This is a genomic window from Streptomyces roseoverticillatus (assembly GCF_000719265.1).
GTDB classification, from domain to species: Bacteria; Actinomycetota; Actinomycetes; order Streptomycetales; family Streptomycetaceae; genus Streptomyces; species Streptomyces roseoverticillatus.
The window spans coordinates 82,466-103,824 of the sequence record NZ_JOFL01000011.1 but is presented as its reverse complement, the minus strand read 5'-3'; the positions used below and the strand labels follow the sequence as shown (position 1 = coordinate 103,824).

The window sequence follows — 21,359 nt, the reverse complement described above, 5'->3', positions numbered from 1 at the left end:
CCCCTCGTTCACACGCCCGGATAGAATCGGAACCGGCAACCCGTTTCGATTCCCGGCCTCTGGAGGCGTATTCGCATGGCAGAGCGCAGACTCTCTTCACTGCCTTCGCAGGCCTCCGCATCCCTGCGCTCGGACGCCCGGCGCAACCGTGCGCTGGTCCTCCAGGCGGCCCGATCCGCCTTTGAGGAAGCCGGGTTGGGGGTGCCGCTCGGTGAGATCGCGCGCCGCGCAGGTGTCGGTACAGGAACGGTCTACCGTCATTTCCCTTCCAAAGAAGCCCTGTTCAGGGCGGCGGTCAGTGACCGGATCGTGCTCTTCACAGACACGGCACGGGAGTTGGCGCATGTCGGCGACCCCGGCACGGTCTTCTATCGCTACCTCTCGGCGGTCATACGGCTGACGGTGCGGAACAAGGCGCTGTGCGATGCCCTGGAGGGCCGGTTCGAGGCATCCCCCGGCGTCGAAGAGGCGTTCCGGGAGGCCCTCGCCGTCCTCCTGCGACGGGCCCAACAGGCCGACGCCGTACGGAAGGACGTGACCATCGACGACCTGATGGCCCTGCTCATGGGCTGTCTGTCGATGGAGCAGCGGCGCGGCCCGGGCGTGGCGCAGGGGAGGATGACGGCCCTGGCGTGCGACAGCCTCCGTCCGGGCCGTCGCGTAACGAAACTGCCCGCGAATCCGCCGGCAGAGCGTAACGAAACGCAGTGCGGGGTGTGCGGAGGCGCGGTGGCTCCCGCGCGTACGGGCCGGCCTGCCCGGTACTGCGGCGCGGCCTGCCGGCAGAAGGCGCACCGGGAGCGGGCCAGGGCGCGCGCGTAGGCCCCCGGTCCCTCAGGGCGGCCGGGGGCCGGTAGGTCGAAGCCGGGCGCTGTTACGAGGCGCTGTTACGAAACGGGAGCGAGCGACTCCACGGCCGTGACGAGCGGAGCCAGCTCCTCGCGCTTGGAGGCCTCGTCGAGAGCCTCGCGCAGGGCGGTGTCGTTCGTCGGCCGGGCCTGTCCGAGGAGGGCGAGGCCCGCCTCCGTGACGTCGGTGTAGATGCCCCGGCGGTCCGTGAGGCAGAGGTAGCGGGTCAGCAGACCGCGGTCCTCCAGGCGGTTGACCAGGCGCGTCGTCGCGCTCTGGCTGAGCACGACGGCCTCGGAGACCTCGTTCATGCGCAGGTGGCCGCCCTCGCCGCTGTGCTGCCTGCTGAGCACGTCGAGCACGGAGAACTCGCGCACGCTCAGGCCGTGCGCGGCCTGCAGCGCCCGCTCGATGTGCGCCTCGATCCGGCCGTGCAAGGCGGACAGCGCGCACCAGCCCTGCGCCAGGCCGAGCAGAGCGGGGTCCGGGGTGCGGGACATGGGGCCCTCCTTCTGACCGCACACGCGTGTCGTCACCGACCAGGATATCTCCCGTCCGCAATAGCCCGCGCTTGCAAGTATCGGCGTCGGCAATTATTGTCTACGCCGGTAAGGGTCGATCGCAATGAGATCGGCGCGGCCTGGGATCCCTCCGCCGGACCAGACCCCCACCCCCTCCCCGAAGGACCCCGTCATGCCCCTCGCACTGCTGGCGCTCGCCATCGGCGCCTTCGGTATCGGCACCACCGAATTCGTCACCTCGGGCCTGCTCCCGGAGATCGCGGACGAATTCGGCGTCTCCATCCCGACCGCCGGCTACCTGACGACCGGCTACGCGCTCGGCGTCCTGATCGGGGCCCCGATCCTCGCGATCCTCGGCAGCCGGGTGCCGCGCAAGGCGATGCTCATGGCCCTGATGGGCCTGTTCGTCGCCGGCAACGCGATCTCGGCCGCCGCCCCCGTCTTCTCGGTGATGCTGGCCGGGCGGGTGGTCGCCTCGTTCGCGCACGGCGCGTTCTTCGGCATCGGCGCGATCGTCGCGGCCGGGCTCGTCGCCCCGCAGAAGAAGGCGGCCGCGATCTCGATGATGTTCACGGGGCTGACGGTGGCCAATGTGGTGGGCGTGCCGATGGGCACGATGGTCGGCCAGAGCGCCGGCTGGCGGATCACGTTCTTCCTCATCGCCGGACTGGGCGTGCTCGCCGTCCTCGGCATCGCCGCGCTCGTCCCGCGGCAGCCCCGCCCCGAACGGGCCCGGATCGGCGGCGAACTGGCCGCCTTCCGCAACCCCCAGGTCCTTCTCGCGATGGCGATGACCGTCCTCGGCTTCGGCGGCGTCTTCACCATGACCACCTACTTCACGCCGATGATGACCGACGCCGCGGGCTTCGCCTCCTCCTCCGTCACCTGGCTCCTCGTCCTCTTCGGCCTGGGCATGGTGGCCGGCAACCTCGTCGGCGGCCGGTACGCCGACCGCGCGCTGATGCCCATGCTGCTCACCGCCCTCGCCGGCCTCGCGATCGTCCTCGCGCTGCTGCCGCTCGCCGCCCACAACAAGATCGCCACGGTGATCGCCGTCCCGCTGATCGGGGCGATGGGCTTCGCAACGGTCCCGCCCCTGCAGAAGCGCGTCCTGGACCAGGCCGCGGACGCTCCCACCCTCGCCTCCGCCGCCAACATCGGCGCCTTCAACCTGGGCAACGCCATCGCCGCTTGGCTCGGTGGCCTCGTGATCTCCGCCGGCTTCAGTTACACGGCGCCCAACTGGGTCGGTGCGGCCATGGCCGCCTCCGCACTCGTCCTGGCCCTCGTCTCCCGGGCGCTGGAGCGCCGTACGGGAGCCCGGGCCGAGACGGGCGCGGCCGGCGCGCGGGCCGGGCGCGTCGTGGCACGGCAGGAGGCCGCGCCGGAGCGGCAGTACACGTGACTCCGTAGGCGCCGCGCCGGACCTCTTCGCGCCCCGTACCGCCGCGCGCTCCGTACCGCCTCACACCCCGTCCACTTCACCACAGCACCACGCACCACTAGGAGAACCCCCATGACCACGACCGCCACTGCCACCCCCGTCCTCCCCCTCACCACGGACGACGCCGATGCGCTCGTCGTCGCCGCCCGCCGGGCCGCGGACGAGCAGGACGTACGGATCGCCGTGACCGTCCTCGACGCCGGGGGTCACCTGCTGGCGTTCCGCCGCGACGACCGGGCCGTGCTGATCGCGGGGGAGACCAGCACGCGCAAGGCGTTCACTGCGCTGCAGCTGGACGCGCCGACGGCGGACCTGGTCGACGCCGTCCGGCCCGACGGGCTCTTCCACACCCTGCCCACGGCCCTGGACCGCCCGCTGCTCTTCATCGCCGGGGGAGTGCCGCTGCACCGCGACGGCCGGCTCGTCGGAGCCATCGGCGTGGGCGGCGGGGCCCCGGACCAGGACCACGGCATCGCTCTGACCGCGATCGCGGCCGTGCTGGGCGGCTGACGCCCCGCACCGGCCGTGCCCCGCGCCCACCACAGGCACCGGCCCGGCACCGGCCGCGCACTATTCGCGTGTCCTCCGGTGCCGGGCCGCCTACGCTCGGGGACCGTGAGCAGACTGCATTTGTTCGATATGGACGGGACCCTGATGCACGGGTCCGCGGCGGCGATCGAGATATCCCGGCAGCTCGGGGTAGAGGAGGAGATCGCCGAACTGGAAAGGGCCTTCGCGGCCCGCGAGCTCGACCCCCCGCGCTTTGCCGAACTCGCCTGCGCGCTGTGGAGGGAACTCACCGAGGAACACGTCGCCGCGGCTTTCGACGGAGCGCCTTGGATGGCCGGAATCCGCGACGTATGGGCGGAGATCCGGGCCCGCGGCGAGCGGTGCGCCGTGATTTCGCTGTCCCCCGGCTTCTTCGTGGAACGCCTGCTGACCTGGGGCGCCGACGCGGCCCACGGCTCGCTCTGGCCCGCGGTGCCGTTCCGGGACCCGGTGAACCCCGCGGGGATCCTCGACGCCGGGGCGAAGGTGCGGATCGCCGACGAGCTCTGTGCGGAATTCGGCCTGACCCGTGCCGATTGCGTGGCCTACGGGGACTCGATGTCCGATGCCGAGCTGTTCTCCGTGGTACCGGTTTCCGTGGCGGTGAACGCGGACCACCACGTACGGGATATCGCGGTCCACGCATATGCGGGCCGGGACCTCAGAGAAGCGTATGAACTCGTCGGCTCCGGTTCGTAGCCCGATACGGTCAACTTCCGTGCATGTGAAGGGCATTGCCTCGCCGTAACCGTCCCAGGAGTCTGTTCCCATGGGTGGGGGAGCGGCTGATCCTAGCCTCAACCGGGGCCGCACCACTCGCACTTCCCGTGATTCGCGCGAGGCCGCACAGAAGATGGCATGCTGCGCAGCCTGAACAGCGACCCATGAGCAGAGCGGGGAAATGCGAACACTTTCCGTCTAGGACGGAAGTGCGAGGACGGACCGAGAGATGTTCGAGGCGAGACGATGAAGGACGCTCCGACCAGGTCGGCCGACGGCCGCTCCCCCTCCGCCCCCGCCCGAGCACCAGCGGCCGGCCGAACACCAGCGCCCGGCCGAACCACCGCCCGACCAGAGGTTCCGCCCTGCTCCGGCCCCCGCCCTTGCGACCGGAGCAGCGCCGTCCCCCGACACCCACGCCGTCCGCAGCACTCTGGCGGAGCTGGAGCCCGTGGCCGACAAGGCCACTTCGTATTTCTACGCGCTCCTGTTCATACGGAATCCCGATCTTCGCGTTTTGTTCCCCGTGGCCATGGACACCCAGCGCGACCGCCTCTTCAAGGCGCTGCTGACCGCCGCCCGGCACGCGGACGACGCCGCCGCCCTCACCGCCTACCTCTCCCGGCTCGGCCGCGGCCACAGGAAGTACGGCACGCTGCCCGAGCACTACCCCGCCGTCGGCGAATGCCTGCTCGCCGCCCTCGCCCGCTACGCCCCGGTCACCTGGAACGAGGCCACCGAGGCCGCCTGGGTGCGCACGTACACGGCGATCTCGCAGATCATGATCGACGCGGCCGCCGAGGACGAGGAGCAGTCCCCCGCCTGGTGGCAGGCCGAGATCGTCCGCCACGAGCTGCGCACGCCGGACATCGCCGTCGTGACCGTACGGCCCGACCAGCCGTACCCCTTCCTCGCGGGTCAGTACACGACCCTCGAAACCCCCTGGTGGCCGCGCGTGTGGCGGCACTACTCCTTCTCCGCCGCGCCCCGTCCTGACGGGCTGCTCTCCTTCCACGTGAAGGCCGTGCCCGCCGGCTGGGTGTCCAGCGCCCTCGTCCACCGCGCCCGCCCGGGCGATGTCCTGCGGCTCGGTCCCCCCGCCGGTTCCATGATTGTGGACCACAGCACTGACAACGGGCTGCTGTGCCTGGGCGGCGGCACCGGCATCGCCCCGATCAAGGCGCTCGTGGAGGACGTCGCCGAGCACGGCCGCTGCCGCCCCGTCGAGGTCTTCTACGGGGCGCGCCACGCCGGCGACCTCTACGACATCGACACCATGCTGCAGTTGCAGCGGGCGCACAACTGGCTCTCGGTGCGGCCGGTCATCTCTGACGGCCCCACCCGCGGCCTGAGCGGCGAACTCCCCGCCATCGTGCGCCAGTACGGGCCCTGGCCCGCCTACGACGCCTACCTGTCCGGCCCGCCCGGGATGATCCGCAGCGGTGTGGACACGCTGGTGGGCATCGGCATCCCGTCCCACCGCATACGTCACGACGAGATCGGCGGCCTCATGGCGGCGGCACCGGGCTGACCCGCACGGGCCGCGGAACGACCGTGGAGCGAACGCGGACCGAAACGGGAAGGCACGGGGAAGGCACGGGGAACTACCCCAGGTCGTCCGCCAGCAGCGCCCGTACGCCCTCGATGTTCGCGTCGAGATAGGCGCGCAGCGACGGCGGCACCAGCTCCACCGAGGCGATCCCGGCCCGCGTGAAGGGGATCCGCACCACCTCGTACGTCCCGCGCGGCTCGTCCACCTCGGGGCCGTGGCGCAGCGAGAGGTCCATGGAGGCGAGCCGGCAGACGAAGAAGTGCTGCACCTTGACGCCGTGGGCGGCGTGGTGGAGGGAGTGCGTGACGGTATCGACGAAGGCCGGGACGACATCGACGACCTTGGCGCCGAGCTCCTCGTCGACCTCGCGGTGGAGCGCGGCGACCACCGTGGTGTCCTCCGGCTCCATGCCGCCGCCGGGCGTGATCCAGTACGGCGCCTGACCGGGTTTGGTGCGCTTGATCAGGATCATCTCCAGGGCGGCGTGGGGCCCGGGATCGCCGCCGCTGTCGAGGAGGATGGCGCGAGCGGTGCGCTTGACCACTGGACGTTCGGTCATAGGGGACATCTGCCGCGTACGACGGTCGGCGAAACCCCGGGCGGCAGCCCTTTCTCACCAGGAAACGGCAGCGCGCAGCAGCCACTCGTGTGCCCGGGCGAGGTGCGGGTGGGCCAGCGTGCCGGTCCGTACGACGAGGAAATAGGTGCGCAACGGGGGGACGGGCGGGTCCAGGAGGGCGACGAGTTCGCCCGTGTCGAGGGCGTCCGCGCACAGGTAGCGGGGCAGCACGCCGATGCCGGCGCCCGCGACGACGCAGGAGAGGACGGCCCGCAGGTCGGGGGCGACGACGCTGCCGGAGGCGACGGGCTCGGTGTCGAAGACGGCGGCCCAGTAGCGGGTGACGAGCGGCAGGGTCTCGTGGACCTCGACCACGGGCAGGTGCTCCAGGGCCCGTACGCCCTTGTCGCGCACGACGGCCGGTCCGCCCAGCCGTGCCGCCCAGCGCGGCGCCGCCACGAGGACGTGCTCCTCGTCGCAGAGCGGGGTGGCGGTCAGCAGCCGGCCGCGGGGGCGCGCGGTGGTGATCGCGAGGTCGTGGTGGCCGGCGGACAGGCTCTCGAAGAGCTCGTCGGAGGTGCCGTGGGCGACGCGCACGGTCAGGCCCTGGGCGATGAGGGGGGTGAGCGCGGGGAGGGCGCGCAGGCCGGTGAACTCGGGCGGGCCGGCGAGGTGGAGGGTGCGGCTCGGTGTCCCCTCCTCGTCGATGCCCGCTTCGGTGATCTCCAGGAGGGCGTCGACGTGCGGTGCGATCTTGTGGGCCAGTTCTTCGCCGGTGGTGGTGGGGCGCACACCGCGGGCCAGGCGGAGGAACAGGGGGCGGCCCAACTGCGTCTCCAGCGTGCGGATCTGGCCGGTGACGGCGGGCTGGGAGAGGCCGAGGAGGGCCGCGGCGCGGGTGAAGGACCCGGCCCGGTGCACCGTGACGAACGTGCGCAGCAGGGCCAGATCCATGCCGTCTCCCCTGACTCGGTGCTTGCCGGTCGTAGGGGAACTATAAATAAGTCGATAGGGCTGTGTCGCCGGTGTGATTGGACACTGACGCAGAGTCAACTAGCCTTGACCGGGTGGTCATTCGCGCGGGGTCGCGCGTTTGGCCACGACGGCTCGAGTCAAGAGGGGGGAGACTCGAGCCGTCCTTGCGGGCGGGCCGCCTCGTCCAGCGCCGCGAGGACGTCCGCGACGAGATCCTCGGTGTCCTCGACGCCCACCGAGAAGCGGATGAACCCCTCCGGCACGGCGTCGCCGCCCCACCGCCCGCGCCGCTCGGCCGTCGACCGCACGCCGCCGAAGCTGGTCGCTTCGTCGACGAGTCGCAGGGCGGTCAGGAAGCGTTCGGCGTGCGCCCGGCCCGGCAGGACGAAGGAGACCACGCATCCGAAGCGGCCGCCGCGCATCTGCCGCAGGGCAAGTGCGTGGGCGGGGTCGGTGGGCAGGCCGGGATGGCGCAGGCCCGTCACTTCGGGCCGGTCGCGCAGGGCTTCGGCGAGTGCGAGTGCGGTGGCCGCCTGCCGGTCCACGCGCAGTTGCAGTGTCGCCAGGGAGCGGTGGGCCAGCCAGGCCTCCATGGGGCCGGGGATCGCGCCGGCGACCTTGCGCCAGTCCCTTACGGCCGCGGTGAGCCGTGGGTCGCGTGCGGCCACGTAGCCCAGGAGCAGATCCCCGTGACCGGTGAGGGCCTTGGTGCCGCTGGCCACGGAGAAGTCGGCGCCCAGTTCGAGGGGGCGCTGGCCGAGCGGGGTGGGGAGGGTGTTGTCGACGGCGACGAGCGCGCCGTGGCGGTGGGCGGCGTCGGCGAGGCGGCGGATGTCGCACACGTCGAGGCCGGGGTTGGAGGGCGATTCGAGCCACAGCAGCCGTGCCCCGTCCAGCGCGGCGAGCTGTGCGTCCCCGGCGGTCGGGGCGGTGCGCACGGCGACGCCGAACGCCTCCAGGCGGTCGCGCAGCGCGGGCAGCAGCTGGTAGCCGTCCGAGGGCAGGACCGCCGTGTCGCCGGGCCGCAGCTGGGAGAGGAGCACGGCGGAGACCGCGGCCATCCCGGAGGGGAAGGCGACCGCCTCCGCCACCGGGCCGGGGCCGTCGGGTGCCTCCAGCGCGGCGATGGCGCTCTCCAGGGCGGCCCAGGTGGGGTTGGCCTCGCGGCCGTACGTGTACGGGCCGGAGACCTCGCCCGGGAGGTGGTAGTGGGCGGCGAAGGCCGGGCCGGGGAGCGCGGGCTCGTTCGCCCGCGGTTCCGGCAGGCCCGCTCGTACGGCCCGGGTGCCGTCGCCCGTCATCGGCTGCTCCTTCGTCCTCGTCCGTCCCGTCGTCCGGCGCCGGTTCAGTCCTTCTCGTCCGGCAGGATCACGTGCATCGCCCATGCCACGACCGAGATGATCACGCCGCCGAGCAGGGCGTTCCAGAACCCGTCGACATGGAAGGCGAGCCCCAGTTCCTTGGCGATCCACGAGGTCAGCAGGAGCATCAGCGCGTTGATCACCAGCGTGATGAGGCCGAGGGTGAGGATGAACAGCGGGAAGGACAGCAGCTTCACCACCGGCTTGACGATGAAGTTGACCACGCCGAAGACGAGCGCGACGAGGATCAGCGTGAGCACCTTGCGCGCGGTGTTCTCACCGGAGAGCGTGATGCCCTTGAGCAGCCAGATGGCGACCGCCAGGGCCGCCGCGTTGGCGATCGTCTTGACTACGAAATTCTTCATGGTGAGATCGTTGCAGACGCGCCCGCCCGGCGCGGATCAGCACGGTCGGCGGCCGGAGCCACGGACCGGTCACGGACGAGGAGCGGCAAGAGGTGGACGGTAGATGAAGGCCTTCCGGCTGGATGAACTGGAGGGTGAGCGCCTCGCGAACGACGGCGCGTACCTGCAGTTCCTGCGCGAGCGGAACATGTCGGTCGGGTTGTACGCGCTCGACGCGGGGCAGATGGACCCGCAGACCCCGCACGCCCAGGACGAGGTGTACGTGGTGATGAGCGGCCGGGCGTCGATCACCGTGGGTGAGGAGACGACGCAGGTGGGGCGGGGGAGCGTGGTGTACGTACCGGCCGGGGTGACCCACCGCTTCCACCACATCAGCGAGCCTCTGAGGGTTCTGGTGGTCTTCTCTCCGCCTGAGAGCTGAGGGTCCGCCCCGGGAACCCGTAGGGGGAGGCTCAGGGGTCGACGGGGGCTGCGGGGGCCCCGTCCGGACCCCTGTCCGTCCTAGCATCGAAGCAAGGCCGGAGCAGCAGGGCTCCGGTCCCACGAAGCGGAAAGCAGGGGACGAACGATATGGCCGAGAAGGGGATTTTCGCAGGACTGCCCTGGTGGGTGAAGTGGATCGCCGTGCCGGCGCTCGTCCTCGTGGTGTTCGGCAGCCTGATCATGACCGTGTTGGGCTTCGTCGTAGCGCTGGTCTTCAAGGCCCTGCTGCTGGTCGCGCTCGTCGGCGGGCTGATCTTCATCGTCAAGAAGTTCACGTCGTCGTCCTCGTCGAAGAGCGACTGGTAGCCGCCGGCCGCCGAGCGTTCGGCCGAGGGCCGGCGCGGGCCCGCGGGCCCTCTGAGAGCTCGTCCTTCCGGTCGCCGCCCGGACCGGTGTTGACGGCTCTGGCAATTTCTCTGCCCTGAATCCCCCGGAACGACTCCGCCCCGTAGTCGAGTCGCTACGCTCCAGAGTCATAGAGCTCGTAAGCTCAGTCTCGATCTCTATCGGTAGCTGAAGACTCACTCCTCGTGATCTGTGGATGCCGTCGAGCGATGGCGTTCAGGGGCGCGAGGAGCCAATCCCGGCCAAAACGACGAATACGGGGCATTGGGCGATGCGTGAAACGGTTCAGGCAGAAGTGATCATGACCTTCCTCGTCTCCGAGGAGCTGTCCTTCCGGATCCCGGTGGGACTGGACTACGACAGCAGTGATCCCTACGCGGTGAAGTTCACCTTCCACCTTCCCGGCGACGCGCCCGTGACCTGGGCGTTCGCACGGGAGCTGCTGCTCGACGGGCTCAGTCAGCCGTCCGGCGAGGGCGATGTGCACATCGCCCCCGCCTCCGCCGAGCACCTCTCGGACGTCTTCATCCGGCTGCAAGTGGGCTCAGAAGGGGCCCTGTTCCGGGCCGGCGCGGCGCCCCTCGTGGCGTTCCTCGACCGGACCGACCGCATCGCCCCGCTCGGCGAGGAGCGGTCGGTCGCCGACTTCGACTACGACCTCGCCGCGGCGCTCGACAACATCCTCGCCGGCAACACCGAGGGGCAGAACGCCGGTTAGCGGCCCGTCATGCCTCCGCCGGCGCCGCCCTCGTCCCGGACCGGCACCCGCTCAGCGCGCGGGGGTGCGCCCTTCGGCGTCGTCCCGGCCCCCAGCGCCCCTGAGCTGCCGTTTTCCCCCGAGCCGCCGTTCCCGCCGGCCTGTCCGGCGCCGGGGACACCGCGACCGCTCCCCCCGGGCCCGCCCGATCCGTCCGCCGCGCCCGCCGCTCCTGCCGTGCCCATGGCCGTGAGCAGCTGCCGCGCCAGGCCCAGCCCCGTACCCCCCATCGTCAGCGCCTTCGCAAACATCTCGGACATCCCGTCGGCCCCGTTGAGCAGCACCATGTGGTCAACGTTTCCGAAGGCTTCAGCCCCCGCACGTACGATCTCGGGCCACTTTTCGGCCAGTTGTTGCGCGACCACCGCCTCCTGGTTCTCCGCCAGGGCCGCCGCCCGTGCCTTGATCGCATCCGCCTCCGCCAGGCCCCGCGCCTTGGCGGCCTCGGCCGTCGCCAGCCCCTTCGCCCGCGCGGCCGCCGCTTCGGCCTCACCCGTCGCCCGGGTCGCATCCGCCGCCGCGGCGCCGCGCGCCTTGGTGGCCTCGGCCTCGGCACCGGCGGCCGCCTTCACGCGCGTCGCCTCGGCGGCCGCGGCCAGCTCCGTCTCCCGGGCCTTCGCCTGGGCCGCGGAGATACGGGCATCGCGCTCCGCCTCCGCCAAGGTGCGCTTCTCGTAGGCCGCCGCGTCCGCGGGCTTGCGCACGTCCGCCTGGAGCTGCTGCTCCCGCCGGTGCGCCGCCAGCTCGGCCACCCGCGTCTCCTGGACCACGACTTCCTGCTGGGCCGCGGCGTCCGCCAGCGGCCCCGCCTGCCGCGCCTTCGCCGCCGCACTGTCCCGCTCGGCCTGGTAGCCGGCCTGCAGGATCTCGGAGTCGCGCTGGGCCTGCGCCATCCGGGCCGCGGCTTGCTGCTCCGCCTCCGTGGCCAGCCGGTCGGCCTCGGCCTGGGCGATCCGGGCGTCCCGCTGCACCGCCGCGGCGTGCGGCGCGGACAGGTTCTTGATGTAGCCGGTGGGGTCCTGGATCTCATGGATCTGCAGCGAGTCGATGATCAGCCCGAGCTTCTCCATCTCGGTGCCCGAGGCGGCGCGGGTCTCGCCCGTCAGCCGCTCCCGGTCGCGGATCATGTCCTCCACGGTGAGACCGCCGACGATCGAGCGCAGATGGCCCGCGAAGACGTTGTGCACCCGCTCGCCCATGAACTTCTGCTGGTCGAGGAAGCGCCGGGCGGCGTTGGCGATCGACACGAAGTCGTCGCCCACCTTGAATATGACCACACCGTGGACCTTCAGGGGGATGCCCTGTTTGGTCACACAATCCACATGGAGATCGGCCTCGTTGAGGTCGAGCGACAGCTTCCGGACCACCTGGACCCCGGGCAGCACGAGGGTCCCCCGCCCCGTGACGATCCGGAACCCCATCCCCTCCTCCAGGCCCTCGGTGCGGTGCTTGGAACCGGAGATGACGAGCGCCTCATTGGGCTCGGCAACCCGCCACATCAGTTTGAACAGCCCGACCACGATGGCCGCAGCGACGAGGACGACCCCCGCCACGACGCCGATGATCATGCGTCCAGCCCCCCTTATGGGCCCCGCGACGGGACCCGAGCTCGAAAGTGTGCTCCCGCGCGAGCCGGTGGTGAAGACCCGGACGCGGCTTGGCACGGTCCTGATACGAGAGGTGTGCACGGGCGTGACACAGCAGGGTTATGCGGCCGGTGCAGCGCCCCTCATGCCCCTTCTGCCCCGGCTGCCCCACCCGTAAGCAGGCGCCTCCCCCTGCCGACGCCATGCCCCCAGCAGGCGCCATGCCCTCTGTCATCACCCGTAGGCGGAGGTCACATAGACCGTGCGCGGCGGCTGGTACTCCATGATCACCACCACCGTTCCGCGTTCTATCCGCTCCCCCGGCTCCACGGCGTAGGCCAGGAAGGCCTCGGCCCCGCCGCGGACCCGCACCATCACCTCGCCGACCAGCCCCGGCCCGACCATGCCCGTCACCCTGCCCTGCTCGCCGACCACCTGCGGCTTCCCCCCTGCGCGATCGCCCGGCCCGGCGCTGCTCGGTCACTTGGCGCGCCGGCGCCTGCCCCCCTTCGACTTGCCGCGCCCGCCTGCTCGCGCACCGGCACTCCGGGCCGCGGTGCCCGGGCGGGCACCCTTCCCCGTACTCGCATTGTGCCGGTCGGCACTGACAACGAGGGCTGCCAGCAAGGTCGTCACCGGCACCGAGGCGACCAACCCGATGCTGCCGACGAGGGTCCGCACGATCTCCTCGGCCACGATTTCGCTGGTCGCGACCGTCCCCACCCCGCTGTCGGCGATCGAGAAGAGCAGCAGGAGCGGCAGCGAGGCACCCGCGTACGCCAGCACGAGCGTGTTCACGACCGACGCGATGTGGTCCCGGCCGATGCGCATGGCCGCCCCGTAGAGCTTGCGCCAACTCGCGCTCGGGTCGGCGTCCTTCAGCTCCCACACTGCGGAGGTCTGCGTCACCGTCACGTCGTCGAGCACGCCGAGCGAACCGATGATGATCCCCGCGAGCAGCAGGCCGCGGATCTCGATCTCCGGGTAGAGGCCGTGCACGAGCCCGGTCTGGTCGTCGGTGTTGCCCGTCAGGTGGGCCCAGCCGGTGAACAGCGAGCCGAGCAGGCCGATGAGCATCAGCGAGGTGAGCGTCCCGAGCACGGCCACGGACGTCCGGGCGGTCAGGCCGTGACACATGTAGAGCGCGATCAGCATGATCGCGCTGCCGCCGATGACGGCGACCACCAGTGGATCGGAGCCCTGCAGGATCGCCGGGAGGATGAACAGCGTGAGCACCCCGAAGCTGATCGCCAGCGCGATCAGCGCGAAGACTCCGCGCAGCCGTCCGACGACCACGACGGCCAGGGCGAACACCGCCGCGAGTATCGCCATGGGCAGTGTCCGGTCCACGTCGGTGACCGAGTACTGCAGGTTCTTCGGCGCCTTGGGGGCGTACGCGAGGACGACCTCCTGGCCGACCGTGTAGTGCCGGGAGGCGCTGGGCTGGACGAGCTCGGTGAACGTCCGGCCCTTGTCGGGGCCCGAGGTGACCTCGATCTCCGACTTCTCGCAGGGGCCCTTCGCCTGCGGAGGTCCGCCCGGCCCGCCCTGCGCCTCCGGCGGCGGCTGCTGCGGCTGTGCGCCCGCCTTCGCGCAGTCGAGCTCCTCGATCTTCACGACGCGGCCCGACTCCGTCTTCTGGTCCAGGCCGAGCCCGGAGTGCTCGTGCGGCGGCGCGCCGCCGGGCCACAGCACGACCAGGCCGGTGAGCACCGCGGCGGCGAAGGGGATGAGGATCGCGCCGATCACCTTGCGCAGGTGGGCGGAGACGGGGGAGGCGGGGCCGTGACTGTGGCTGTGGCCATGACTGTGGGCGTGGGAGTGGCCGTGCGCCGGGGAGGGCGGATGCTCGTGCGCGGCCGGAGGGCCGGGCTCGTGGGGGTGGGCGGGGGAATGCTGGTCCGTGGGGGTCACGCCCCGCATCATCGCAAGCCCCCCTGGTCCTCCGTACGGGAGAGGCGCTAGCGTGGTGGCACCTTTGCAATCGCGGGAGCTCGGAGCACCGGGCTGAGAGGGCGCTGACCTCCGTACGGAGATTCGTACGGATGATCGCTGCGTCGACCGCCGAACCTGTTACCGGGTAATGCCGGCGTAGGGAGTTCTGGTCTCATGACCTCGCAGGATGCACGCACGTCCGAAACCGGCCGGGAGATCGGCTGGCACAAGGACTACGTGACCGGCTCGCGTCCGGACCTTCGGGTGCCGGTTCGGCGGGTCCACCTCACCAACGGGCAGGACGTACAGCTGTACGACACCTCCGGCCCGTACACCGACCCGGCGATCGAGACGGACGTCCGGCGCGGCCTCCAGCCGCTCCGGGAGAACTGGATCATCGGCCGTGGTGACACCGAGGAGTACGCCGGGCGCCCGATGCGCCCGGAGGACGACGGCATCAAGCACACGTCGCCGCGCGGGGGGCTGAAGAACCTCGACGCGGTCTTCCCGGGCCGTCCGCGCCAGCCCCGCCGGGGCCGTGGCGGACAGGCCGTCACCCAGCTCGCGTACGCCCGCCGCGGTGAGATCACCGAGGAGATGGAGTACGTGGCCCTCCGGGAGAACGTTTCTCCCGAGACCGTCCGCGAGGAGATCGCGGCCGGCCGGGCGGTTCTCCCGGCCAATGTGAACCACCCGGAGATCGAGCCGATGATCATCGGCAAGAAGTTCCTGGTGAAGGTGAACGCCAACATCGGCAACTCCGCCGTCACCTCCTCCATCGAGGAGGAGGTGGAGAAGATGACGTGGGCCACCCGCTGGGGCGCCGACACCGTCATGGACCTCTCCACCGGCCGCAACATCCACACCACGCGCGAGTGGGTGCTGCGCAACTCCCCCGTGCCGATCGGCACCGTGCCGCTCTACCAGGCCCTGGAGAAGGTCGACGGCAAGGCCGAGGAGCTCACCTGGGAGATCTACAAGGACACGGTCATCGAGCAGGCCGAACAGGGCGTCGACTACATGACCGTGCACGCGGGCGTGCTGCTGCGGTACGTCCCGCTGACGGCCCGCCGCAAGACCGGCATCGTCTCCCGCGGCGGTTCGATCATGGCCGCGTGGTGCCTGGCCCACCACAAGGAATCGTTCCTCTACGAGAACTTCGAGGAACTCTGCGAGATCCTCGCGGCCTACGACGTGACGTACTCGCTCGGCGACGGCCTGCGCCCCGGCTCCATCGCGGACGCCAACGACGAGGCGCAGTTCGCCGAGCTGAAGACGCTCGGCGAGCTCAACACCATCGCCAAGCGGCACAACGTCCAGACGATGATCGAGGGCCCGGGCCACGTCCCGATGCACAAGATCAAGGAGAACATCGACCTCCAGCAGGAGATCTGCGAGGAGGCGCCGTTCTACACCCTCGGCCCGCTGACGACGGACGTCGCACCCGCGTACGACCACATCACCTCCGGCATCGGCGCCGCGATGATCGCGTGGTGGGGCACGGCGATGCTCTGCTACGTCACGCCCAAGGAGCACCTGGGCCTGCCGGACCGGGACGACGTCAAGACCGGTGTGATCACCTACAAGATCGCCGCGCACGCCGCGGACCTCGCCAAGGGGCACCCGGGGGCGCAGGAGTGGGACGACGCGCTGTCGGACGCCCGCTTCGAGTTCCGCTGGGAGGACCAGTTCAACCTGGCCCTCGACCCGGAGACGGCGCGGGCCTTCCACGACGAGACGCTGCCCGCCGAGCCGGCGAAGACCGCGCATTTCTGTTCGATGTGCGGGCCGAAGTTCTGTTCGATGAAGATCTCGCAGGACATCCGGCGCGAGCACGGCGGTGACCTGGCCGTCGACCCCGAGGCCGGCATGGCGGAGAAGTCGAAGGAGTTCGCGGCGGCGGGCAACCGCGTCTACCTGCCGATCGCGGACTGACCGCAGGCACCCGGATCCCCCGGACCGCCGCCCGGACCCTCACTCCGGGTGGTGGTCCGGGCCGCCGTAGTCGGGGCTGGTGAAGTCGGGGCTCGTGTAGCCGGCGCGGCTGCCGGGAGACGAATCGCTGTCGGGGCTGGTGAAGCCGGGCCGCGAGTACCCCAGCTGCGGCGTGCGGCCGTTGCCCTCCCGGCGTCCGGGGACGCACGAGGCGGACGGATCCGGGCCGGCGCCCGGCCCCGGGCGGGGGACCGGGCCTCCGGGAGCATTGGCCAGGGCATCGCGGACAAAGGGCAGCAGCCCGCGGTGGATCAGGGCCTGCCGCCATGCCTCTCTGGCGCGCTCGGCGTCCTCCTGGACGTGCACCCCTCGCGCATCACTCCCGCCGGAGGAGCCGTTGCGCACCGCCGTGAGGACGATGCCGACCATGGCGATGAACACGCCGGCGGCCGTGAGCCCGGCGAACCACCAGCCCACGCTGATCATCGGGTCCGCGACGGCGGTGTCCGACCCGATGGACCGCAGGACGTAGCCGATGGCCAGGAAGATCAGCGCGGCGATCCCGGCGAGGACCGGCGCCAGTACGGCGAGCACCGCTCCGGCACCCGCGCCCGAGGACTCTTCCGGCTCGTCGTCCGGTGCGGCGGGGGCGGCCGCACCGGAGGGAGCGCTTTCGTCATCCGGAGCGCCCCCGGCGCCTACGGGTTGGGGGCGTGCCGTGGTGGAGAGCGCGCGCAGTACGTCGCGCGCCCTTACATAGTTCTGGTATTCGACCGCCGCGCAAGCCGTGATGGCGGACACGGAGCCGAGGGCCATCTCGCGCAGCTGTTCTGTATTGAGCCGCTGTCCTATCGCAGCGGCAAGTTCCGGGTCATGGTTCGCGGTACGCAGCGCCTGGTCGAGAACCCGCTCGAATTCCGGGCGGTCCTCGGCCAGCAGATGCGGAGCGCTGTTCATGTGCATCCCCCGATGCTCCGTAGGGCCGTGTAGCCGGCTTACACCGGGCAGTGGGCGGAAACGGAGGAGAGCCTGCTACGGATAAGCCGATGGTAGAGCCGTACCGGTGCGGGGTGACAGCGTGTTTCCCGAATTACCCCCGCGGCGGTGGAACTCCCTACCTGCCCGTCCGTCTGCCCGCTGAACCCTCAGTCAGCCAGCGGAAGTTGCACGACCAGCAGTTTTCCGGCCATCGTGACGCCGCCGTCCATGGCGAGGGCGAGCCCGTCCGCGTACAGGTGCGGGCCGTTCACCAGCGGCGCTCCGTCGTCCTCGGCGTCCGCGTCCTCCGTGCCGACCTCTCCCAGGAGGTACGGGATGGGGCTGTGGCCGTGCACGATCCGGCCACCGCCGTAGGTGTCCAGCAGCTCCCGCACGGCCATCGGGCCGGCCTCCTCGTCGCGGAAGGCGAAGCGCTTGGTGAACTTCCGGAAGAGGTCCCAGACCTCGTCCGGGTCGTTGCGCTGCAGGGCCTCCGTGATCGCGTCGTTGACGTCCTCGATGGAGTCGCCGAACTCCAGGTAGGCGGTGGTGTCGGAGTGCACCAGCAGGTGCCCGTCCTCCTTCGCCATGGCGTCGAGCCGCGACATCCACTGCAGGTGGTGGTCCTCCAGGCGCTCCATGTCGGAGCGCTGGCCGCCGTTGAGCAGCCAGGCCGCCTGGAAGGATGCCGTGCCGGCGCCGGAGTTGACCGGCGTGTCGGCGAACCGCTTCGCGCCGATGATCAGCAGCTCGTGGTTGCCCATGAGGGCCTTGCAGTAGCCGCCGGCGGCCGCGGCCTCGGCCGACAGCCGCATGACGAGGTCGATCACCCCGACGCCGTCGGGGCCGCGGTCGGTGAAGTCGCCGAGGAACCACAGGCGGGCGTTGCCGGCCGCCCAGCGCCCGCTCTCGTCGATCAGCCCCTCGGCCTGGAGGGCCTCGTAGAGCTCGTCCAGATAGCCGTGGACGTCGCCCACGACGTAGAGCGGGCCCAGGGCGGGGTGCTGCGGCGCCGGCGGGTGCGGCTCGGTCAGCGGGGTCAGCTCGACCGTCGGGACGTCCTGGGGGAGCGCCTGGCGGGCGGCACGGCCGATCACCGGCAGGTCGCGCGCGGTCGGGGTGTAGCCGTCGGGAGCGTCCATGGGCGGCTGCACAGGAGGCGCGGACTGGGTGTACGGCGACACGGGGCCGGAGGCCGCGGGAGGCGCGGCGTAGCCGGGGAAGGGCGGGATGCCCGCCGTGTGCCGTGCCGCGGGTCCTTGACCGGCCCCCTGAGTCATCGACCCCTCCACCATCGCGCCGCCGTGCACCTTGTGGACCTTGCCTGGTCGACGGCGGTCCGTGGTGTCGTGCGCCCATCATAGGAATGACCGTCGCGGCTTGTGACGCACCAGGGGCCGCGAATCGGGGCAGGAGAGTGCGCACGACGGGTTTTTCTCCCCAATTGAGCCATTCGCCCGGGGGCTGTGCGCCCCCCGAGCGCCCTCCCGGCGGCCGGGTGAAGGCGGTGGAGGCGGCGAACGGCGCGTTGACCGCCCGCCGACGGGCACCGCCGTGTCGTGCCGGGCGCCGCGGCACCGGGATCTCCGGTGCCCGGCGCGCCGGGGATCAGACGGCGGGGCCGCGCGGCGCGCTGACCGTGGTGCGCGGCGGGCGGCGCTGCGACGAGGTCCGGACGATCAGCTCGGTCGGTATCACCTGCTCGACCGGCCGGCCGGTGTCCAGCCCCTCGATGGCGTCGATGAGCAGCTGGACGACCGCGGTGCCGATGCGCCGCGGCTTGAGGGAGAGCGTGGTGATGGGCGGCTCGGTGGTGGCATAGACCGTGGACTCGCTGCAGCAGACGAGCAGCAGGTCCTCCGGGACGCGCAGCCCGTAGCGGCGGGCGGCGGCCAGCAGGTCGGTGCCGTTGGGGTCGAAGAGGCCGTAGACGGCGTCGGGCCGGTCGGGGCGGGCGAGCAGCCGGTCGGCCGCTACGGCGCCGGCGCAGGGGTCGTGGGCGGGGTACTTCTCGTAGACCGGGTCCTGGCCGATCCGCTCGCACCAGTGCAGGTAGGCGTGGGTGGACAGGCGGGTGTACGTGTCGGTGCTGGTGCCGGTCAGCAGGCCGATCCGGCGGGCGCCGGCGGCGGCGAGGTGGTCGAGGATGCCCAGGACGGCGGCCTCGTGGTCGTTGTCCACCCAGGCGGTGACGGGCAGCGTGCCGGCGGGGCGCCCGTCGGAGACGACGGGGATGCCCTGGCGGACGAGGTCGGAGACCACGGGGTCGTGGTCGGAGGGGTCGATGACGACGGTGCCGTCGAGGGCCACGTTGGACCAGACGTCGTGGCGGGAGGTGGCCGGGAGGATGACCAGGGCGTAGCCGCGGGCCAGCGCGGCGGAGGTGGCGGCTCGCGCCATCTCGGCGAAGTAGGCGAACTCGGTGAAGGTGAAAGGTTCATCCCCGTACGTGGTCACGGTCAGGCCGATGAGCCCCGACTTGCCCGTACGGAGGGTGCGGGCCGCGGCGGACGGGCGATAGCCCAGCCGGTCGGCGACCTCGCGGACATGGCGGCGGGTCGCGTCCGGTAGCCGGCCCTTGCCGTTGAGCGCGTCGGAGACGGTCGTGATCGAAACCCCGGCGGCGGCGGCCACGTCGCGGATGCCCGCGCGTCCATGCCGGCTGCCCCTGCGGGATGGTTCCGCCCGGCTCACCTGATGCTTCCCTGCTGCTGTCATGGCGAGCCGATAGTAGGGCTCGGGTGGTCCGTTGGCAGGGCGGCATATTTGACTGTTGACAGAGACGTTTCTGCAAGAGGAATTTCCTTCAATGACCATGGAAACGCAGCCAGTTGTGGGTGCTGACGGTAGGCCGTTGGCCTGTGGCATATCCGCACCTGGTGAATGGTCCAGGTCTCGAAGAGGTCTCAACTCACCTTCATGGGGGATGCGCGCCACGGCGCCCGCCACCGGCGTGCGGCATTTCCGGAAGCGCTCCCCCCTGCTTCCGGGGAGAGACTTCGGGCCGCTTCCACGGGGAGGCTTCCGGCTGCTTCCGACTGCTTCCGGCTGTTTCGGCAGTGAGGCGTCCGATTGGTTCCGCAGGCAGGCTTCCGGGCCGGCGGGATCTCCGGTTCCGGTGGGCGGGCGGTGGGAAGCCGGGTGGGCGGGCTCACTCCCGTCTCTGGACGCGGGCCCGGTGAATCCTCTTAAGGTGTGCAGTATTCATGTCCGCTATTCGTGGAGGACCTGCGGTGACCGAGAAGACCCCGAAGCTGCGCGCCGCGCTGGACGACGTGCCCACCTACAAGCCGGGCAAGCCCGCCGCCGCCGACGGCCCGGTCGCGTTCAAGCTGTCCTCCAACGAGAACCCGTATCCGCCGCTGCCGGGCGTGCTGGAGCAGGCCGTCGCCGCGGCCGGCTCCCTCAACCGCTACCCCGACATGGCGTGCGCCGGGCTGATGGCCGAGCTGGCCGAGCGCTTCTCCGTGCCCCTGGCGCACCTCGCCACCGGCACCGGCTCGGTGGGCGTGGCCCAGCAGCTGGTGCAGGCCACGGCCGGCCCCGGCGATGAGGTGATCTACGCCTGGCGGTCCTTCGAGGCGTACCCGATCATCACCCAGGTCTCCGGGGCCACGCCGGTGCAGATCCCGCTGACCGGTGACGACGTCCACGACCTGGAGGCGATGCTGGCGGCGATCACCGACCGGACCCGGCTGATCTTCGTCTGCAACCCCAACAACCCCACGGGCACGGTGGTGCACCGGGCCGAGCTGGAGTCCTTCCTGGACCGGGTGCCCTCCGACATCCTGGTGGTGCTCGACGAGGCGTACATCGAGTTCGTCCGCGACCCCGAGTTCCCCAACGGCCTCGAGCTCTACCGCGACCGGCCCAACGTCTGCGTGCTGCGCACCTTCTCCAAGGCGTACGGCCTGGCCGGCCTCCGGGTGGGCTTCGCCGTGGCGCACGAGCCGGTGGCCGCGGCGCTGCGCAAGACGGCCGTGCCGTTCGGCGTGAGCCACATCGCGCAGGAGGCGGCGGTCGCGTCGCTGCGCAGCGAGGACGCCCTGCGCGAGCGGGTCGACGCGCTGGTGGCGGAGCGGGCGCGGGTCGTGGAGGGGCTGACGGCCCAGGGCTGGACGCCGGCGGTGACCCAGGCGAACTTCGTGTGGCTGCGGCTGGGCGAGCGGACGCTCGACTTCGCGGGGGCGTGCGAGCGGGCCGGTGTGATCGTGCGGCCGTTCCCGGGGGAGGGCGTGCGGGTGACGATCGGTGAGACCGAGGCGAACGACATCTTCCTGCGGGTGGCGGAGGATTTCCGCAAGGAGCTCTGACCGGCAGGTCTGACGACGAGCAGGTCTGACTGACCAGCAGGCAATGCGCGACGGACGCCGCACGCCCCTGACGGGGGTGTGCGGCGTCCGTGCGTCAGGGCGGGGCGCGGGGCGCGGGGCGGGACACAGGGC

21 protein-coding genes are annotated in these 21,359 nt (G+C 71.4%); 10 read left to right on the top strand and 11 right to left on the bottom strand.

Features of this window, described 5'->3' with window-relative positions:
* Positions 1-75: 75 nt before the first annotated feature.
* On the top strand, positions 76-822 hold the full coding sequence (locus IF61_RS0114635; RefSeq protein ID WP_052392694.1) for a TetR/AcrR family transcriptional regulator: 747 nt from the start codon (positions 76-78) through the stop codon (positions 820-822).
* A gap of 65 nt (positions 823-887) precedes the next feature.
* Here IF61_RS0114635 and IF61_RS0114630 read toward each other — a convergent pair whose 3' ends face one another.
* On the bottom strand, positions 888-1,349 hold the full coding sequence (locus IF61_RS0114630; protein WP_030366810.1) for a MarR family winged helix-turn-helix transcriptional regulator: 462 nt from the start codon (positions 1,347-1,349) through the stop codon (positions 888-890).
* A 193-nt stretch (positions 1,350-1,542) separates the two neighbouring features.
* Between IF61_RS0114630 and IF61_RS0114625 the strand changes: the two genes are divergently transcribed.
* The 4 genes from IF61_RS0114625 (at position 1,543) to IF61_RS0114610 (ending at position 5,614) form a co-directional block, all read left to right on the top strand.
* Positions 1,543-2,775 (top strand): MFS transporter, encoded by a 1,233-nt coding sequence (locus IF61_RS0114625; RefSeq protein WP_052392693.1) that lies wholly within the window; start codon positions 1,543-1,545, stop codon positions 2,773-2,775.
* Positions 2,776-2,886: 111 nt separating this feature from the next.
* Entirely contained in the window at positions 2,887-3,324 is a 438-nt protein-coding gene (locus IF61_RS0114620) for a GlcG/HbpS family heme-binding protein (protein WP_030366808.1), read from the top strand.
* A gap of 105 nt (positions 3,325-3,429) precedes the next feature.
* On the top strand, positions 3,430-4,062 hold the full coding sequence (locus tag IF61_RS0114615) for an HAD family hydrolase (protein ID WP_030366807.1): 633 nt from the start codon (positions 3,430-3,432) through the stop codon (positions 4,060-4,062).
* Between the two features lie 553 nt (positions 4,063-4,615).
* Complete coding sequence (locus tag IF61_RS0114610) at positions 4,616-5,614, top strand: globin domain-containing protein (RefSeq protein WP_342667992.1); 999 nt, start codon at positions 4,616-4,618, stop codon at positions 5,612-5,614.
* Between the two features lie 73 nt (positions 5,615-5,687).
* Here the strand turns inward: IF61_RS0114610 and IF61_RS0114605 are convergent, their stop codons facing one another.
* The 4 genes from IF61_RS0114605 to IF61_RS0114590 form a co-directional block, all read right to left on the bottom strand.
* Positions 5,688-6,194, bottom strand: coding sequence for an NUDIX hydrolase (locus IF61_RS0114605; RefSeq protein ID WP_030366805.1), 507 nt, complete (start codon positions 6,192-6,194; stop codon positions 5,688-5,690).
* Between the two features lie 54 nt (positions 6,195-6,248).
* The gene (locus tag IF61_RS0114600) at positions 6,249-7,148 is read right to left on the bottom strand and encodes a LysR family transcriptional regulator (protein ID WP_030366804.1); all 900 of its coding nucleotides are present in this window, start codon (positions 7,146-7,148) and stop codon (positions 6,249-6,251) included.
* 158 nt (positions 7,149-7,306) lie between these two features.
* Positions 7,307-8,470, bottom strand: coding sequence for a cystathionine gamma-lyase (locus IF61_RS0114595; protein ID WP_043189175.1), 1,164 nt, complete (start codon positions 8,468-8,470; stop codon positions 7,307-7,309).
* Between the two features lie 44 nt (positions 8,471-8,514).
* Positions 8,515-8,895 carry a phage holin family protein gene (locus IF61_RS0114590; protein WP_030366802.1) on the bottom strand — a complete coding sequence of 127 codons (381 nt, stop codon included), beginning with the start codon at positions 8,893-8,895 and terminating at the stop codon, positions 8,515-8,517.
* A 103-nt stretch (positions 8,896-8,998) separates the two neighbouring features.
* Between IF61_RS0114590 and IF61_RS0114585 the strand changes: the two genes are divergently transcribed.
* The 3 genes from IF61_RS0114585 (at position 8,999) to IF61_RS0114575 (ending at position 10,441) form a co-directional block, all read left to right on the top strand.
* Complete coding sequence (locus IF61_RS0114585; RefSeq protein WP_030366801.1) at positions 8,999-9,316, top strand: cupin domain-containing protein; 318 nt, start codon at positions 8,999-9,001, stop codon at positions 9,314-9,316.
* 149 nt (positions 9,317-9,465) lie between these two features.
* Entirely contained in the window at positions 9,466-9,684 is a 219-nt protein-coding gene (locus IF61_RS0114580) for a DUF5326 family protein (RefSeq protein WP_030366800.1), read from the top strand.
* A gap of 310 nt (positions 9,685-9,994) precedes the next feature.
* Positions 9,995-10,441, top strand: coding sequence for an SsgA family sporulation/cell division regulator (locus tag IF61_RS0114575; RefSeq protein WP_030366799.1), 447 nt, complete (start codon positions 9,995-9,997; stop codon positions 10,439-10,441).
* Here IF61_RS0114575 and IF61_RS0114570 read toward each other — a convergent pair.
* The 3 genes from IF61_RS0114570 to IF61_RS0114560 form a co-directional block, all read right to left on the bottom strand.
* Positions 10,438-12,048: an SPFH domain-containing protein gene (locus tag IF61_RS0114570; protein WP_030366798.1), complete on the bottom strand. Its 1,611-nt coding sequence runs from the start codon at positions 12,046-12,048 to the stop codon at positions 10,438-10,440. The genes IF61_RS0114575 and IF61_RS0114570 overlap by 4 nt on opposite strands.
* A gap of 252 nt (positions 12,049-12,300) precedes the next feature.
* Entirely contained in the window at positions 12,301-12,501 is a 201-nt protein-coding gene (locus IF61_RS0114565; protein WP_030366797.1) for a hypothetical protein, read from the bottom strand.
* A 45-nt stretch (positions 12,502-12,546) separates the two neighbouring features.
* A complete protein-coding gene (locus IF61_RS0114560) occupies positions 12,547-13,989 on the bottom strand; it encodes a YibE/F family protein (protein ID WP_078660242.1) in 1,443 nt (480 codons plus the stop codon).
* Between the two features lie 186 nt (positions 13,990-14,175).
* On the opposite strand from IF61_RS0114560, the gene thiC reads away from it, so the two are divergent.
* Positions 14,176-15,936: a phosphomethylpyrimidine synthase ThiC gene (gene thiC / locus IF61_RS0114555; RefSeq protein WP_030366795.1), complete on the top strand. Its 1,761-nt coding sequence runs from the start codon at positions 14,176-14,178 to the stop codon at positions 15,934-15,936.
* 39 nt (positions 15,937-15,975) lie between these two features.
* Here the strand turns inward: thiC and IF61_RS0114550 are convergent, their stop codons facing one another.
* The 3 genes from IF61_RS0114550 to IF61_RS0114540 form a co-directional block, all read right to left on the bottom strand.
* Positions 15,976-16,899, bottom strand: coding sequence for a hypothetical protein (locus IF61_RS0114550; RefSeq protein ID WP_030366794.1), 924 nt, complete (start codon positions 16,897-16,899; stop codon positions 15,976-15,978).
* 182 nt (positions 16,900-17,081) lie between these two features.
* A complete protein-coding gene (locus IF61_RS0114545; protein ID WP_397945282.1) occupies positions 17,082-18,194 on the bottom strand; it encodes a metallophosphoesterase in 1,113 nt (370 codons plus the stop codon).
* Between the two features lie 328 nt (positions 18,195-18,522).
* Positions 18,523-19,632, bottom strand: coding sequence for a LacI family DNA-binding transcriptional regulator (locus IF61_RS0114540; RefSeq protein WP_043189171.1), 1,110 nt, complete (start codon positions 19,630-19,632; stop codon positions 18,523-18,525).
* Positions 19,633-20,147: 515 nt separating this feature from the next.
* Here IF61_RS0114540 and hisC point away from each other — a divergent pair.
* Positions 20,148-21,227 (top strand): histidinol-phosphate transaminase, encoded by a 1,080-nt coding sequence (hisC, locus tag IF61_RS0114535; protein WP_030366791.1) that lies wholly within the window; start codon positions 20,148-20,150, stop codon positions 21,225-21,227.
* Positions 21,228-21,359 lie beyond the last annotated feature (132 nt).